Source organism: Rhizobium quercicola (assembly GCF_021168455.1).
Taxonomy (GTDB): domain Bacteria; phylum Pseudomonadota; class Alphaproteobacteria; order Rhizobiales; family Rhizobiaceae; genus Ferranicluibacter; species Ferranicluibacter quercicola.
In genome coordinates this window covers 126,405-140,691 of sequence record NZ_JAJOZR010000012.1, presented here as the reverse complement: position 1 = coordinate 140,691, position 14,287 = coordinate 126,405, and the positions used below count along the sequence as shown (strand labels likewise).

Genomic DNA, 14,287 nt, shown 5'->3' with positions numbered 1-14,287 from the left:
CTTCGGCTGCACCATTTCCCGAACCGGCACCGGCCGAGGGGCGGATGATGCGGCATCTGCACTGTGTCGGAACGACCTCACCGCGTCAGACGGGACGCGCGGCGCTTCGATGTCGATATTGACGGGGCGCACATCGCGGCGCCAGGAGTCCCTTCCATGATCATCTTTACGTCTGTCCTTTTTGCGCTGATAGGACTGGGGCTTGCCGGCTTCGGGGCCTGGCTCGCCGTTCTCGGCGGCAGCTGGTACTATGTGCTGGCGGGTCTCGCCTTTCTCGCAACCGCCATCCTTCTCTCGCGCCACCGGTCGTCGGCGCTCACCGTCTACGCGGTGTTCATCGTCGCCACGCTCGCCTGGGCGCTCTGGGAGGTCGGCTTCGACTGGTGGCAGCTCGGCCCCCGTGGCGGCGTCGTCATCCTGCTCGGGCTCTGGCTGCTCCTGCCCTCGGTGCGCAAGCCGCTCGGCTTTACGAGCCCCACGGGCCATGTCTACCGCGCCAGCGGCTGGCCGCTCGGCATCGCCGTCGTGCTCTCCATCGCGGTCGCGCTCTATTCGATGACGCAGGACCCGCTCGACATGGCCGGCGCGCTGCCGACCACGGTCGCCAATGCCACGCCCGCGCTTGGCGGCACTGTGCCGGATGGCGAGTGGCACCAGTATGGCCGCACGCAATATGGCCAGCGTTATTCGCCGCTGACGCAGATCACCACGGCCAATGTCTCCGATCTCAAGGAAGCCTGGCGCTACCAGACCGGCGACGTGAAGCTGCCGGAGGATGTGGGCGAGACCACCTATCAGGTCACGCCGCTCAAGATCGGCGACACGCTCTACGTCTGCACGCCGCACAACTGGGCGATCGCCATCGATGCCGCCACCGGCAAGGAAAAGTGGAAGTTCGACAGCAATTCCGGCATGAATGCCGACCGGCAGCACCAGACCTGCCGCGGCGTCACCTACTACGCGGATGCGGCGGCCGCACCGGGAAGCGCCTGCGCCACCCGCGTCTACCTACCGACCTCGGATGCCCGCCTGATCGCGCTCGACGCGCAGACCGGCCAGGTCTGCACCGGCTTTGCCGAGCAGGGAACGCTGCGCCTGGAACAGGGCATGCGCTACCAGCCGGCCGGCTACTACTACTCCACCTCGCCGCCCGTCATCACCGGCAACAAGATCATCATCGGCGGCGCCGTCAACGACAACTACTCGACGCAGTCGCAGTCGGGCGTCATCCGCGCCTTCGACGTCAACACCGGCGCGCTCGTGTGGAACTGGGACAGCGGCAATCCGGACGTGACCACGCCGCTTCCGGAAGGCCAGACCTACACGACCAATTCGCCCAACAGCTGGTCGGTGTTCTCCTATGACGAAGCCCTCGGCCTCGTCTATATCCCGCTCGGCAACCAGGTGCCCGACCAGCTGGGCATGGGCCGCAGCGAGAATGTGGAGAAATTCTCCTCCTCCATCGTCGCGCTCGACATCAATTCGGGGCAGCTGCGCTGGGTTCGCCAGACCGTGCACCACGACCTCTGGGACATGGACGTGCCCGCCCAGCCCGTGCTGCTCGACATCGACGGCCGCCCGGCGCTTGTCGGCCCGACCAAGCAGGGCGATCTCTATGTGCTCGACCGGCGCACCGGCGAGCCGATCATCCCCGTGAAGGAAATCCCGGCGCCGACCGGCGCCATTCCGGAGGATTTCACCTCGCCGACGCAGCCGATCTCCGATCTCACCTTCTCGCCGCCGCCGCTGACGGACAAGAACATGTGGGGCGTCAGCATGTTCGACCAGCTGGCCTGCCGCATCGCCTTCGAGCGGCTGAAATATGACGGACGCTACACCCCGCCGTCGCTCGAGGGCTCGCTGATCTATCCCGGCAATTTCGGTACCTTCAACTGGGGCTCCGTCGCGGTCGATCCGGAAAAGCAGCTGATGTTCGGCATGCCGACCTACCTCGCCTTCACCTCGCAGCTCGTGCCGCGCGACCAGATCCCGCCGAAGGGACAGGACCAGAAGGGCAGCGAACAGGGCCTGAACCGCAATGACGGCGCACCCTATGGCGTGCTGATGGGGCCGTTCCTCGGGCCGCTCGGCATTCCCTGCCAGGCGCCGCCCTGGGGCTATGTCACCGGCGTGGACCTGAAGACCGGCGCGATCGCCTACAAGCATCGCAACGGCACCGTCTACGACATGACGCCGCTGCCCCTGCCCTTCAAGGTCGGCGTGCCCGGCATCGGCGGCCCGATGATCACCAAGGGCGGCGTCGCCTTCCTCGGTGCCGCCGTCGACAACTATCTGCGCGCCTATGACCTGACGACCGGCCGCGAACTCTGGCGCGGTCGCCTCCCCGCCGGCGGCCAGTCCACCCCCATGACCTACAGCACGGATGACGGCACCCAATACGTCGTCATCGTCGCCGGCGGCCACGGCTCGGTCGGCACCAAGCCGGGCGACTACATCATCGCCTATACGCTGCCGAAGTGAGGGTGGCGTAGCGCGAGACGAAAAAGCCCGGCCGCGGGAGCGCGCCGGGCTTTTTCGTGGGGTGGGGCACGATGGCCGAAAGGTTGCAGCCACGCCCGGCTGGGGATATGTCTGAGGCGAGACGACCGGACGCCCCGCCTGATCTGGCGTTCGACCGCTCGGGATCGGACGATCGACGTCATCCGCGTGGGCCGTTCGCTCGCCAGCCGCCGAACACCGGCGGATCGCTTGCCGATCGGACCGGGGACAAATCTTCGGCCCGTCCCGGCGCATCACAACCGTGGGCCTCACAGGATCGGTGCCGACGCGGACGTTTCCCGCCAGACACCGAGAGGCCGACAGAGAACCGTGCCCGTTCCGGAAAGCATGCGCGCCTTGCCATCGGACCGTGCAGGACGAACGACGAGTCGAAGCCTTCCCCAGCAAACGATCGTTGGCGGACAAGGTCTCGGACGCAATCAACGGACGCTTTCATGACCACTTCCCCACACGCATCGCTCCCCCGAACGTCGCTCACCGCACCCGACCAGCGCACGCGCCTCAAATCCATCATCGGGGGTTCGGCGGGCAATCTTGTCGAGTGGTACGACTGGTATGTCTATTCCGCTTTCACCCTCTATTTCGCGCCGGTGTTCTTCCCCTCCGGAAACCAGACCGCCGAGCTTTTGAGCGCGGCCGCCGTGTTCGCCGTGGGGTTTCTCATGCGGCCCATCGGCGCATGGTTCATGGGCATCTATGCCGACCGGAAGGGGCGCAAGGCGGGGCTGACGCTGTCGGTGACGCTGATGTGCCTGGGGTCGCTGATGATTGCGGTCACGCCCGGCTACGCGACGATCGGCATTGCGGCGCCAGCGCTGCTCGTCTTGGCCCGGCTGCTGCAGGGCATCAGCGTCGGCGGCGAGTATGGTGCGAGCGCGACCTATCTGTCCGAAATGGCGGGGCGCAACCGGCGCGGCTTCTTCTCCAGCTTCCAGTACGTCACGTTGATCTCGGGGCAGCTCGTTGCCCTGATGGTGCTGCTGGTCCTGCAGCGGCTTCTGTCGCCGGAAGAACTTTCCGCCTGGGGCTGGCGTATTCCCTTCTTCATCGGCGGCGTGCTGGCGATCGCCGTGTTCTACATTCGCCGCGGCCTTGCCGAGACGCAGTCTTTCCACAATGCCGCCCAGGCAGGCACGACGGACGAAGCCCCACCGAAATCCAGCGGTTTCGCGCTGTTCAAGCATTATCCGCGCGAGGCGCTGATGGTGCTGGCATTGACGGCCGGCGGTACGCTCGCCTTCTATGCCTATACGACCTATCTGCAGAAGTTCCTCGTCAACACATCGGGCTTCAGCAAGGAGAGCGCGACCGAGATCACCACGGCGGCGCTGTTCGTCTTCATGTTGTGCCAGCCGTTGGCGGGCCTCCTTTCCGATAGGATCGGGCGCAAGCCGCTGATGGTCGGTTTCGGCATTCTCGGCACGCTCTTCACCTATCCCATCTTTTCCGCACTGTCCGGCACTCAGGATGCGACGACCGCCTTCTTCCTTGTCATGGCCGGGCTGCTGATCGTCACGGGCTATACGTCGATCAATGCCGTGGTGAAGGCCGAGCTGTTTCCCGCCCATATCCGTGCCCTGGGCGTTGCCCTGCCCTATGCGCTGGCCAACACGATCTTCGGCGGGACGGCCGAGTTCGTCGCGCTGAAGTTCAAGCAGATGGGACATGAAAATTGGTTCTTCTGGTATGTCACGATCATGATCGCCCTGTCGTTGATCGTCTATGTCCGGATGCGCGACACGCGCCACAACAGCCAGATCCAAGAGGATTAGGTCGGGCTGGAAAGCCCGCCGCCGCGCGCCTATCTCTTTTGGCGAGCGGCCTTCCTTTGCCGCGCGGAGAACGGCCTTATGTATTCGATCGGCGATCTGTCGCGGCGCACCGGGGTGAAGGTGCCCACCATTCGCTATTACGAGCAGGCGGGGCTGATCGTGCCGGCGGAGCGGACGGAGGGCAACCAGCGGCGCTATGAGCGCCAAGCGCTCGACCGTCTCGCCTTCATCCGCCACGGCCGCGATCTCGGCCTGTCGATCGAGGCGATCCGCGACCTGATCGACCTCAGCGACCACCCGGAGAAGCCCTGCGCCCGGGCGGATGCGATCGCCGTCGAGCACCTCTCCGCCGTGCGGGCGAAGATCGCCCAGCTGCAGCGGCTGGAGCACGAGCTGGAGCGGATCGTCTCCCACTGCGCCGGCCATACGGTGGAGGATTGCTATGTCATCCGCGCGCTGTCCGACCATGGGCTGTGCGACGGCGACCATGCGCAGCCGCTGGAGGACCGGCTGGTGCCGGGGCGGACGTGATCGCCCTGATCGGGCGCGTGATCGCCGGGACCGGGCGCCGGCCGGCCGGTTGACATGCGTCTGAAAAAAGATCATGCATACGTCATGATCACGACCGCAACCCGTGCCCGCTGGTATTTTACGCTGCATTCATAGATGCGGCTGTCTGATCACGTTCAACAAGCCGCCGCCAGGCGGCTTTTGTTTTCAACGGTGCCTGGGGCGGATCAGCTTCAGGAAACCACGATGCCCACCTTGTCTTCTCCCCCGGCCACCCGCCCGCCTGCTTTGCCCGAAGGGCTGGACATGCCGCCCGCCACTGCCCCCAGCCGGGCACCGCTGGTGACGATCCGCTCCGCGCGGGCGAGCGATATCGCCACGCTCTGCGAGATGATCACCGAGCTTGCCGCCCATCACGGCGACGTCGCGCCGCTCGATGCGGACACGCTGGAGCGCGACCTCTTCGGCCCCGTGCCGTGGATCTCGGCGCTCGTGGCCGAAGCCGCCGGCGCGCTGATCGGCTACGCCATTCTCGTGCCGCTCTACAGGGCGCAGCTCGGCGTGCGCGGCATGGACCTGCACCATCTGTTCGTGCGCGACGCGCATCGCGGCACCGGTATCGGCCGCCATCTGGTGGCCAAGGCCCGCGAGGAAGCCCGCCGCGCCGGTTGCACCTACCTCTCCGTCAGCGCCGCCACCGGCAACCTCAAGGCCCACCGGTTCTACGAGCAGCAGGACTTCACGCCCGGCCCGGTGACGGGGATGCGGTATGTGCAGGCCTTGCGGTAGGGATGGCCCCTTCCTTTTCCGGCCCCTGCGCGGCCGTCACGGTCCGGAGGGGCGGCCTCCACGACATCATGGCCGAGGATGAAGGTCTTCCGCACCAAGACCTTGTCCATGCCCTCGGCGGCGCGCGTTTCGGTCAAGATGCAAGCGGACCCCGGCAGGATTTCGGACGGCGCCTGTTCAGTTTGCCAATTCGTAAGGCTGTGACGCGCAGCAATGAGGCCTCAAAGATCTTCTACGCCCCAGTTCCTCGGAACAAAGCCCGAAGATAAAGGTGTGGGACGAGCCGGAACTGCGGACAAGTGTCGGCGGTCCAGCCGGCCGTCCGGGCAGGGCTTGCCCGTTACAGCCCCGGCAGCGACGGCAGGTCCGCAAATCCCTGCGGCGCCGTGATCAGCCGGGCGTCGTGAAGCTGGGGGAAGAATATGGCCCTGTTCGGCAAGGGAGCCTGCCCTTATCACTTATGTTGAGCGTAGGAGGCGATAGCCCGTCCGCGTCTGCGCAAACCAGCGCGGACCATGTATATGAAATTGACGGACAGAAGCGCAGCAAGGCCACGCAACGCCATATTCAGCGTCGGATCCAGCACGTTCAGCAGCAACGACACGCCAATGCTGAAGGCGATAGCCGATGTTGCCCACAGCACGATCGAAAGCCATATCTGACGTGTGGACATGATCTGCATCTCCGGTTGTGTCCTAAAACGCCTCACGCCGTGTTGCGCGCGGCATCGCATCCGACCTTTGTCCGATCTTATGGGATTTTTCGCACATTTGGAAACGATGTCCGGCCGGCTGTCCCGACAGCGCTTGCCCGTTAGAGCCCCGGCAGCGACGGCAGGTTCGCAAAACCCTGCAGCGTCGTGATCAGCCGGCTGTGGTCGTAGGGCTTGGGGAAGAAGACGGCCCGGTCCGGCAGCTGGGCTGCGGCATTGGTGACGGCGCCGGAGGTGATGATGATCTCGATCGGCGGCCATCGGTCGCGGATGGCGGCGGCGAGCTTCAGCCCGTCCATGCTGCCGGGCATGTCGATGTCGGTGAAGACGATGCGGATGTCGAGCCGCGTTTCCAGAAGATGCACGGCCTCGTCGGCACTGCTGGCCTCCACCACCGTGAAGCCGGCCTCCTCGATCAGGTCCACCGCCATCATCCGCAGCAGCGGCTCATCCTCCACCACCAGCACCACGGAGGGAGATGCCGGGTCCCTGGACTGTCCCATGCCTCAGCCTCCCCGACGCAGATCCGCGACCGGAGCCGGGGCGCCGTGCGGAGACAGGTGGAAGGCGAGACATGCGGTCATGGATCAGGATGCGTTGTGGATGACATGGGCTGTTCTGTTGTGAAGCGGCCCGGCAGGGCAAGCAAGCGGTTTAACGTTCCGGCGGTCTTTTTCCCGTCCGGCTCTGTATGAGGGCAGCCGCCGTCCGCGTTTCTGCATCATACAGCCGCTTCTCAAGTGCGTATAGCCACCAGAAACAACCTGGGGAAGCGCAACAGCACCCGCCCGTCGGCAAGCGGCGGGTATTCGGCGCGGATGCGTTCGAGATAGCGGGCGAGAAAGCTCTGCCGGAGATCGTCGGACAGCGGCGCGAGATAGGGGCGCAGACCCGTGCCCTTGACCCATTCGACGATCGCCTCGGCACCGTCCAGCCGGTGATAATAGATGGTGTGCCACACATCGACACGGGCGCAGAGCGGCGAGAGGAGATCGACCAGCCGGCCGGGTGCGGGAAGGCTGTTGCGGTCGGGCAGGCCTGCTGTGCCATAGGCTTCGGCAAAGGCCGGGTCGGCGGCGATTTCGCGCATGGCCCGGTGCGTCGGCTCGGTCAGATTGTCCGGCATCTGCACCGCCAGCACGCCGCCGGGCGCCAGCATGCCGGCGAGGCGGACGATGCTCGTCGCCGGGTCGGGCATCCACTGCAGAACGGCATTGGCAAAGAGCAGCGCCGGCGCATCGCTCGGGCGCCACGCGGCAAGATCGCCCTGAACGAAGGGAATGCCGGGCAGGCGCCGCCTTGCCGCAGCCAGCATGTCCGCATCGCTGTCGATGCCCGTCAGCGGCGCCCCGGCAAAGCGTGCGGCCACCAGCTCGGTCGAATTGGCCGGTCCGCAGCCGAGGTCGAAGAGCGGGCCTTGCGGCAGGTCCGGCACCTGCGCCAAAAGATCGCGCGCCGGCCGCGTCCGCTCGTCCTCGAATTTGATGTATTGCGCCGCCGACCAGGCCATATCTATTCCTTCGCGCTCACCCCTTGGCCGGCTTCCACACCTTGGCCGGAAAGCGCAGCGCCTGTTTGGCCAGCTTGCCTTTCAGCCCGAGGGCCGAATCGCAGAGGCCGACGACATGCCGGTTCGGCTTGGCATCCGGCCGCAAGGCATGCAGCGCGGCGGCGGCGGCTTCGGGGTCCATGTAGCGCGCCAAAATGCCGAGCGTCAGCGCTGTCGAGCGGCCGATGCCGCGCAGGCAGTGGACGAGCAGCCGCGCATCGCCGGGCAGGCCGTCGATGAAGGCGAAGGCCTGCGCGATGGCCTGCGGCCGGGCCGCATCACGCTCTTCCGGGTCCATCGTGTCGCCGAAGATCAGCTGCAGGTGCCTGTCCTCCGGCAGGTCGATCATCGACAGAAGCTTGGTGTCCGGCGCGCGGATGGAGATGAGATGGGTCGGTGCCCAGGCCGCGCGATTGTGCCGCGCCTCGGTCTGCGAGCTGACCATCAGGGCCAGCGGCCAGCCATGGCTATGGCCGGGATTGGGAAGCAGCACCGGCGAAAACAGGACGTCCTCCTCCGGCTTCTGCGCTGCGCGTGCCATGCTCCACCTCGTGATTCTCTGTCTGCCCCGCGCGCGAATTTATCAGCCGAAGCTGGATCGAGCAAAGTGTTCCCGTCGGAAACAGGGCAACGACAGGCGGGGCGGCACCCGTCTCCGCCATCCCGCACGGGATGCGCAACCCGCGACCGCACGTCCGTCAGGGCGAAAAACGCCTTTCAGATGAGGGGCCTGGGCGGGCTCGATCCCGGGATGACGCAGGAGAGGCGGGACAGTCACGCCCCCGGTTCGGGGGAACGGGACGTCCGTCAGAACGTCGTGATGACGCTGATGCCGAGGTCGGTGGCGGTGTCCATGGTGGTCAGCGCGGGCACGGCCTCGTCCAGCGACAGATGCCGGCCGATCAGCTTCTGGGGGCTGAGCTTGCCCGATGCCACCAGCGCCAGCATCGCCTCGTAGCGCCAGGCCTGCATGCCGTGGCTGCCATAGATCTCCAGCTCGTGGCCGATGACCTGCGCCATGGGGATCTGCGGGGCGGCGTGGTCGCCGAGCATCAGCCCCACCTGCACATGCCGGCCGCGCCGGCGCAGGTTGCGGATGGAGTTGAAGCAGGTGACGGGCGAGCCGAGCGCGTCGATCGAAAGATGCGCGCCGCCGCCGGTGATCTCGCGCACGGCCTCGGCGACGTCGCCCGTCTGCGTGGCGTTGATGGTCTGGACCGCGCCGATCTCGCGGGCGAAGGACAGCTTGGTGTCGGCAATGTCGATCGCGATCACGTTCGCGCCCATGGCGGACGCAATCATGACGGCCGACAGCCCGACGCCGCCCGCGCCATGCACGGCCACCCACTCGCCGCCGCGCACCCGGCCCTGATCGACGATCGCCCGGAAAGCGGTGGCAAAGCGGCAGCCGAGGCTCGCCGCCGTCGCCGCATCGATCGTATCGGGCAGGAGCACGAGGTTCTCGTCGGCAAAGTCGATCGCGACATATTCGGCAAACGAGCCCCAATGGGTGAAGCCCGGCTGGAACTGGTTGGGGCAGACCTGCTGGTTGCCCGAATGGCACTCCGGGCAGCGGCCGCAGCCGGAAACGAACGGCACCGTCACGCGGTCGCCCGTCTTGTAGCGCATCACGCCGCGGCCCGTGGCCACCACCGTTCCCGCCAGCTCGTGGCCGGGCACGTGCGGCAGGCGGATATCGGCGTCATGGCCCATCCAGCCGTGCCAGTCGCTCCGGCAGAGCCCGGTCGCCTCCACCTTCACCACCACGCCGCCATCGGCCGGTGTCGCGTCGGGCACGTCGCGGATCTCCGGCGTCTTGCCGAACGTGTCGAAATACATGGCGCGCATGGTGGTCTCCGCGAGGTCTGGATGGGCGTTCCGGCGTCGCCTGAAACGAGGAGGAGGTAGAGTGTTTGTGCGATTCGACGCGCTCTAGCGCAAACAGCATGGGCCGGAAAAGCCCCGACGTCCGGTCGATCAGAAGTATTGATCGATCCATTCACCCCTGTTCTCCGTTTTCAGGCTATGCGACAAGCCGGATCGATCCTGTGCGCGCCGACCGACAGATCCGGCGCGCCATCCGAGAACGAGAACGAGGAAAGCATCATGGCCGTCGACACGTCACCGCGCAGCACCACCTGGACCTTCGTCGATGGCGAATGGGTGACGGGCAATCCGCCGCTGATCGGCCCGACCTCGCACGCCATGTGGCTCGGCACCACCGTGTTCGACGGCGCCCGCTGGTTCGACGGCATCGCGCCGGATCTCGACCTCCACTGCCAGCGCGTCAACCGCTCGGCTCTGGCGCTCGGCCTCGATCCGGTCGTGGCGGCCGGGGATATCGAGGGCCTCGCCTGGGAGGGCGTGAAGAAGTTCGACGGGCAGACCGCGATCTACATCAAGCCGATGTACTGGGCCGAACACGGCATGCCGGGCTCCGTCGTCGCTGCCGATCCCGCCTCCACGCGCTTCGCGCTCTGCCTGTTCGAGGCGCCGATGAACACGGCGCAGCCCTCCTCGCTCACCGTCTCGCCCTATCGCCGCCCGAGCCCGGAGGTCGCGGTGACCACGGCGAAAACCGGCAGCCTCTACCCCAATTCCGGCCGCATGATCCTGGAGGCCCGCGCCCGCGGCTTCGACAATGCGCTGGCGAAGGACATGAACGGCAACGTCGCGGAAACCGCCTCGTCCAATATCTTCATGGTCAAGGACGGCGTCGTCTTCACCCCGCTCGCCAACGGCACCTTCCTCGCCGGCATCACCCGTGCCCGCATCCTCCACCTTCTGCGCCGCGCCGGCCTCGACGTCCGGGAAACCACGCTGACGGTCGAGGACTTCCTGTCCGCCGACGAGATCTTCACCTCCGGCAACTACTCCAAGATCGTCCCCGTCATCCGGCTCGACGACCGCCACCTGCAGGAAGGCCCCGTGGCCAAGAAGGCGCTGGAGGTCTACATGGACTGGGCGCATGGGAATGGGTCGGATTTCTGAGGTCGCGCGTCGCGTTTAGCCTGGAAGCCCGCCCCTCATCCCCCTGCCGGGACCTTCTCCCCGCCAAGCGGGGCGAAGGGACTTGGGGCGAGCGCTCGCTTGTTTCTTGAAGGTTGATGATAGGGGCAGAAGCCGCGCCCCAGGTCCCTTCTCCCCGCTTGGCGGGGAGAAGGTGGCGGCAGCCGGATGAGGGGCAGCCACACCCACCGACGCACCCAACGGCTAACGCACACCCTCCGCCCCACGGATCAAGCCCATCTCCCGCATCTCCTTGACGCTGAGATAGGCCAGCCGGTCCGGCGGCGTTTCCATGGCGCGTTGCCACAGTCCGGGCTTGATGCCCATGGCGTCGAGGTGGCGGGTGATGGTGGCGGTGGTGCGCTGGGCTTCGGCCATGGCCATCTCGGGCGATAGCGTCTCGCGCGTGCCGTTGTAGATCTGGTGCACGCCGACGACGGCGCCCTCGGCCACCGTCCGCTCCACCCCGCCCGACAGCACGATGGGGCAGGAAGAGGCGCAGAGCGCGCCTTTTTCGACGAGCGTGTTCAGCTGCCGGTCGCGGATCAGCTTCGACATGGCCAGCGCATCGCTGACGGAGCCGCCGGGCGAATCCAGCTGCACCACCTTCACATATTCCCCGCGCGCCTCGATCTCCGCGGCAAAGCGCGCCGCGGCCCCGGGGTCGATCGCGCCCTTGGCGAGCATCACGCCGCCCGGCTGCAGCTCGAAGCGGATGGCCTGCTTCAGGGTTTCCGGGTCGGTCTTCACCTCGCCCGGGGCGTCCTCCGGCTCGCCGGTGGTCAGCGCCGGCGGCAACACGGGTTCGCGCATCGGGTTGGCCGGATCGAGCGCGGCGGCGGCGTTCTGGCTCGCGATCTCACGGAAATCGATGACCACGAAGACGAGGGCCGCCGCGAGCAGGATGTAGAAGAAGGCGCGCATCATCTGCCCGTCGTCCACTTTCGCGGAAAAGCGCGTCAGGGCATTTATGGCGCCGCCTGCCGTCGGTCTCATGCCTGTGGCGCCTTGCCCTGCGGGCCTATGCGCGTTCCCTTTGCCGGAAGATCGAGGCTGGTGATGTTGGAGGGCTCGTCGGCCACGTCGTCCGCAGCCGGCGCGGCCTCCCGGCGCGCCAGAGCCTCGAGATCGACGCCGCTGCGGGCGAGGGCCTGCTGCACCTCCATCGCCGCCAGCAGCTCGGCCGCGGTGATGCGGGCAGCAAACGGCAGGCTCTCCTCCTGACGGCGGAGCGACGCATGCGCGATGGCCAGCATGAACACCAGCACGGCCGGCAGGAGGTCGATCGAGATCGCCCCGGCCCAGCTCGGAATGAAGTCGGCGGCATAGACGAGCACGGCGGCGGCCGCCGACAGCGGCACGAAGCGGCGTTCCTCCACGGGCGGACGCTTCAGAATCTCGGCTGCGGCATCCGACAGAACCTTCGATTGCGCGGCGACCGAGCTGCGGATCGTCGCGATCACCTGGTCCTGCCGGTTGATGAGGTCGGGTTCCAGCCCGCTCGCCACCGGTGCGATGAAGCCGAGCGAGAGATCGTCGGCCGCACGCTTGACCGAGCCGGCAATCGAGGTCTGCTCGAGCGCGGCGATCGTGCCCGTCAGCGCCACCGCCTCCGTGGAAAACGAATCGGCCCGCGGCTCGATGGCGCCGGGGGAGGACAGGAGGCCGCGCATGGTAGAGATGCGGCCCTGACCTTCGGTAAAGAGGCTTTCCACCCGGTCGCGCGAGGCCGCGATGCCGGCCTGCAGCTCGCGCAGCTGCGCGGCCATCTGCGCCAGCAGCTGCACGACGCTGCCGGCCCCGGTCGTGCCGGTCAGGGCGCCGCTCCGCTGTTCCTGGTCCGACAGGCGCTGGAACCGCTCGGAGGTGCGCTGAATATCCGGCAGCAGGCTCTGGGCGGCGAGCGCGTTCTGGTGCGCCTTGTCGAGATCGGCCGTGTAGTCCTCGATCGTCTCGGCCAGATGCTGCTCGACGGCGGCGGAGCCGGCCAGCGCCGCCGCATTCAGCCAGCTCGCCATGGCGATGATCATGACGCAGCCGAGCGCCATGATGCCGAGCATGCCGGTGCGGCCCGAACGGCTGGTCACATGCGGGTAGAACCGCGCCATATAGGTCCAGAAGGCGTAGATTGCGACGGAGACGGCGCAGGAATAGATCATCGCGGCGAAGAAGACGGCCGTCGCCGACCCGTCGAGGATCGAGCGGACGCCCAGATAGGTATAGACGCCGGAGGCGAGCGCCAGCACGGCCAGCGCGAAACGCGTCATGGTCTCGACGGCTTCGATGCCGTCCTGCAATCGATGCGAAGCGCCAAGCGCCATGGAGGATTCCCCTGGTTTTGAAAGTCTTAACACGGGCTTAAGAAACGGGCGAAATGAAGGCCGGACGTCCGGCACGCCGGGCCTTCGCGGTGCCGACCGGCGCCCGATGACGCAGACGTGAAGCGGGCGCGAGAGAAAACCATTTCGCCGGAGGCGATGAATTTAGCGATGGCGCCGGTTGCCTCGCATGGCCGGGGTGCCTATGTTCCCCCTGACGATTTCGTGAATGAATTCCGATGCCAAGAGGAGAACCGCCATGGCTTTCGAACTTCCCCCGCTGCCCTATGACTACGATGCGCTTGCGCCCTTCATGTCGCGCGAGACGCTCGAATATCATCACGACAAGCACCACCAGGCCTATGTGACGGCCGGCAACAAGCTGGCCGAAGAGGCCGGCCTTGCCGATCTGTCGCTCGAAGAGATCGTCAAGAAGTCCTACGGCACCAACCAGCCGCTCTTCAACAATGCCGGCCAGCATTACAACCACCTCCACTTCTGGAAGTGGATGAAGAAGGGCGGCGGCGGCACGTCCCTGCCGGGCAAGCTCGACGCGGCCATCAAGTCCGACCTCGGCGGCTACGACAAGTTCAAGGCCGACTTCATCGCGGCCGGCGTCGGCCAGTTCGGCTCCGGCTGGGCCTGGCTCGCCGTCAAGGACGGCAAGCTGCAGATCGCCAAGACCCCGAACGGCGAAAACCCGCTGGTCCACGGCGCGACCCCGGTTCTGGGCGTCGACGTGTGGGAACACTCCTACTACATCGACTACCGCAACGCGCGCCCGAAGTACCTCGAAGCCTTCATCGACAACCTGATCAACTGGGACTACGTCCTGGAGCTTTACGAAAAGGCAGCCTGATCAGGCACGGGACTGGGAAAAGCGGGGCCTTTGGGTCCCGCTTTTTTTCTGTCTGACAAAGTGCGCAACTCTGTTTTCCGTCATGCGCGGGCTTGTCAAAAGCATCTGCAACGTCCTGCATTCGTTGACGTTAACAGAACCCCGGCACAAGGCCGAGGATGACGTTTCGGGAGACGGCAAGCGTGTCGGTAGACTGGGCGAGGCCTTCGGGTTCCGCGTTCTCGGTCGTCATGGAACCGTTGGATGTCT

The 14,287-nt window shown here is 66.4% G+C and carries 13 protein-coding genes; 6 read left to right on the top strand and 7 right to left on the bottom strand.

All coding sequences use genetic code 11. From position 1 onward, the window contains the following. The first annotated feature begins 156 nt into the window (after positions 1 to 156). From LRX75_RS18400 to LRX75_RS18385, 4 genes are all read left to right on the top strand, one after another. Positions 157 to 2,481: a glucose/quinate/shikimate family membrane-bound PQQ-dependent dehydrogenase gene (locus LRX75_RS18400; protein WP_231816122.1), complete on the top strand. Its 2,325-nt coding sequence runs from the start codon at positions 157 to 159 to the stop codon at positions 2,479 to 2,481. Between the two features lie 473 nt (positions 2,482 to 2,954). Continuing rightward, on the top strand, positions 2,955 to 4,292 hold the full coding sequence (locus LRX75_RS18395) for an MFS transporter (protein ID WP_231816121.1): 1,338 nt from the start codon (positions 2,955 to 2,957) through the stop codon (positions 4,290 to 4,292). A 78-nt stretch (positions 4,293 to 4,370) separates the two neighbouring features. Continuing rightward, positions 4,371 to 4,823 (top strand): MerR family transcriptional regulator, encoded by a 453-nt coding sequence (locus tag LRX75_RS18390; RefSeq protein ID WP_231816120.1) that lies wholly within the window; start codon positions 4,371 to 4,373, stop codon positions 4,821 to 4,823. A 285-nt stretch (positions 4,824 to 5,108) separates the two neighbouring features. Then, entirely contained in the window at positions 5,109 to 5,591 is a 483-nt protein-coding gene (locus tag LRX75_RS18385) for a GNAT family N-acetyltransferase (RefSeq protein ID WP_231816158.1), read from the top strand. 454 nt (positions 5,592 to 6,045) lie between these two features. Here the strand turns inward: LRX75_RS18385 and LRX75_RS18380 are convergent, their stop codons facing one another. The 5 genes from LRX75_RS18380 to LRX75_RS18360 form a co-directional block, all read right to left on the bottom strand. Then, positions 6,046 to 6,264, bottom strand: coding sequence for a hypothetical protein (locus tag LRX75_RS18380; RefSeq protein ID WP_231816119.1), 219 nt, complete (start codon positions 6,262 to 6,264; stop codon positions 6,046 to 6,048). Positions 6,265 to 6,404: 140 nt separating this feature from the next. Continuing rightward, positions 6,405 to 6,806 (bottom strand): response regulator, encoded by a 402-nt coding sequence (locus LRX75_RS18375; protein ID WP_231816118.1) that lies wholly within the window; start codon positions 6,804 to 6,806, stop codon positions 6,405 to 6,407. A 233-nt stretch (positions 6,807 to 7,039) separates the two neighbouring features. After that, positions 7,040 to 7,813, bottom strand: coding sequence for a trans-aconitate 2-methyltransferase (tam, locus tag LRX75_RS18370; RefSeq protein ID WP_231816117.1), 774 nt, complete (start codon positions 7,811 to 7,813; stop codon positions 7,040 to 7,042). Positions 7,814 to 7,829: 16 nt separating this feature from the next. After that, positions 7,830 to 8,393, bottom strand: a complete 564-nt coding sequence (locus tag LRX75_RS18365) for a phosphatase (RefSeq protein WP_231816116.1) — start codon at positions 8,391 to 8,393, stop codon at positions 7,830 to 7,832. Between the two features lie 266 nt (positions 8,394 to 8,659). Further along, positions 8,660 to 9,700 (bottom strand): zinc-dependent alcohol dehydrogenase family protein, encoded by a 1,041-nt coding sequence (locus LRX75_RS18360; RefSeq protein ID WP_231816115.1) that lies wholly within the window; start codon positions 9,698 to 9,700, stop codon positions 8,660 to 8,662. Between the two features lie 258 nt (positions 9,701 to 9,958). Here LRX75_RS18360 and LRX75_RS18355 point away from each other — a divergent pair, with 258 nt between their 5' ends. Next, positions 9,959 to 10,843 (top strand): branched-chain amino acid aminotransferase, encoded by an 885-nt coding sequence (locus LRX75_RS18355; RefSeq protein ID WP_231816114.1) that lies wholly within the window; start codon positions 9,959 to 9,961, stop codon positions 10,841 to 10,843. 222 nt (positions 10,844 to 11,065) lie between these two features. Here the strand turns inward: LRX75_RS18355 and LRX75_RS18350 are convergent, their stop codons facing one another. Then, the gene (locus LRX75_RS18350; RefSeq protein ID WP_231816113.1) at positions 11,066 to 11,857 is read right to left on the bottom strand and encodes a COG3904 family protein; all 792 of its coding nucleotides are present in this window, start codon (positions 11,855 to 11,857) and stop codon (positions 11,066 to 11,068) included. Then, positions 11,854 to 13,182 (bottom strand): hypothetical protein, encoded by a 1,329-nt coding sequence (locus tag LRX75_RS18345; protein WP_231816112.1) that lies wholly within the window; start codon positions 13,180 to 13,182, stop codon positions 11,854 to 11,856. The genes LRX75_RS18350 and LRX75_RS18345 overlap by 4 nt, the downstream gene beginning before the upstream one ends. A gap of 256 nt (positions 13,183 to 13,438) precedes the next feature. Between LRX75_RS18345 and LRX75_RS18340 the strand changes: the two genes are divergently transcribed. Further along, the gene (locus tag LRX75_RS18340) at positions 13,439 to 14,038 is read left to right on the top strand and encodes a superoxide dismutase (protein WP_092932672.1); all 600 of its coding nucleotides are present in this window, start codon (positions 13,439 to 13,441) and stop codon (positions 14,036 to 14,038) included. Positions 14,039 to 14,287 lie beyond the last annotated feature (249 nt).

What these genes read in the sequence shown, in the direction of transcription:
- LRX75_RS18380 (WP_231816119.1), bottom strand. Translation starts at nt 6,264, where the DNA reads ATGTCCACACGTCAGATATGGCTTTCGATCGTGCTGTGGGCAACATCG.
- LRX75_RS18355 (WP_231816114.1), top strand. Translation starts at nt 9,959, where the DNA reads ATGGCCGTCGACACGTCACCGCGCAGCACCACCTGGACCTTCGTCGAT.
- tam (WP_231816117.1), bottom strand. Translation starts at nt 7,813, where the DNA reads ATGGCCTGGTCGGCGGCGCAATACATCAAATTCGAGGACGAGCGGACG.
- LRX75_RS18400 (WP_231816122.1), top strand. Translation starts at nt 157, where the DNA reads ATGATCATCTTTACGTCTGTCCTTTTTGCGCTGATAGGACTGGGGCTT.
- LRX75_RS18395 (WP_231816121.1), top strand. Translation starts at nt 2,955, where the DNA reads ATGACCACTTCCCCACACGCATCGCTCCCCCGAACGTCGCTCACCGCA.
- LRX75_RS18390 (WP_231816120.1), top strand. Translation starts at nt 4,371, where the DNA reads ATGTATTCGATCGGCGATCTGTCGCGGCGCACCGGGGTGAAGGTGCCC.
- LRX75_RS18360 (WP_231816115.1), bottom strand. Translation starts at nt 9,700, where the DNA reads ATGCGCGCCATGTATTTCGACACGTTCGGCAAGACGCCGGAGATCCGC.
- LRX75_RS18375 (WP_231816118.1), bottom strand. Translation starts at nt 6,806, where the DNA reads ATGGGACAGTCCAGGGACCCGGCATCTCCCTCCGTGGTGCTGGTGGTG.
- LRX75_RS18345 (WP_231816112.1), bottom strand. Translation starts at nt 13,182, where the DNA reads ATGGCGCTTGGCGCTTCGCATCGATTGCAGGACGGCATCGAAGCCGTC.
- LRX75_RS18350 (WP_231816113.1), bottom strand. Translation starts at nt 11,857, where the DNA reads ATGAGACCGACGGCAGGCGGCGCCATAAATGCCCTGACGCGCTTTTCC.
- LRX75_RS18385 (WP_231816158.1), top strand. Translation starts at nt 5,109, where the DNA reads ATGCCGCCCGCCACTGCCCCCAGCCGGGCACCGCTGGTGACGATCCGC.
- LRX75_RS18365 (WP_231816116.1), bottom strand. Translation starts at nt 8,393, where the DNA reads ATGGCACGCGCAGCGCAGAAGCCGGAGGAGGACGTCCTGTTTTCGCCG.
- LRX75_RS18340 (WP_092932672.1), top strand. Translation starts at nt 13,439, where the DNA reads ATGGCTTTCGAACTTCCCCCGCTGCCCTATGACTACGATGCGCTTGCG.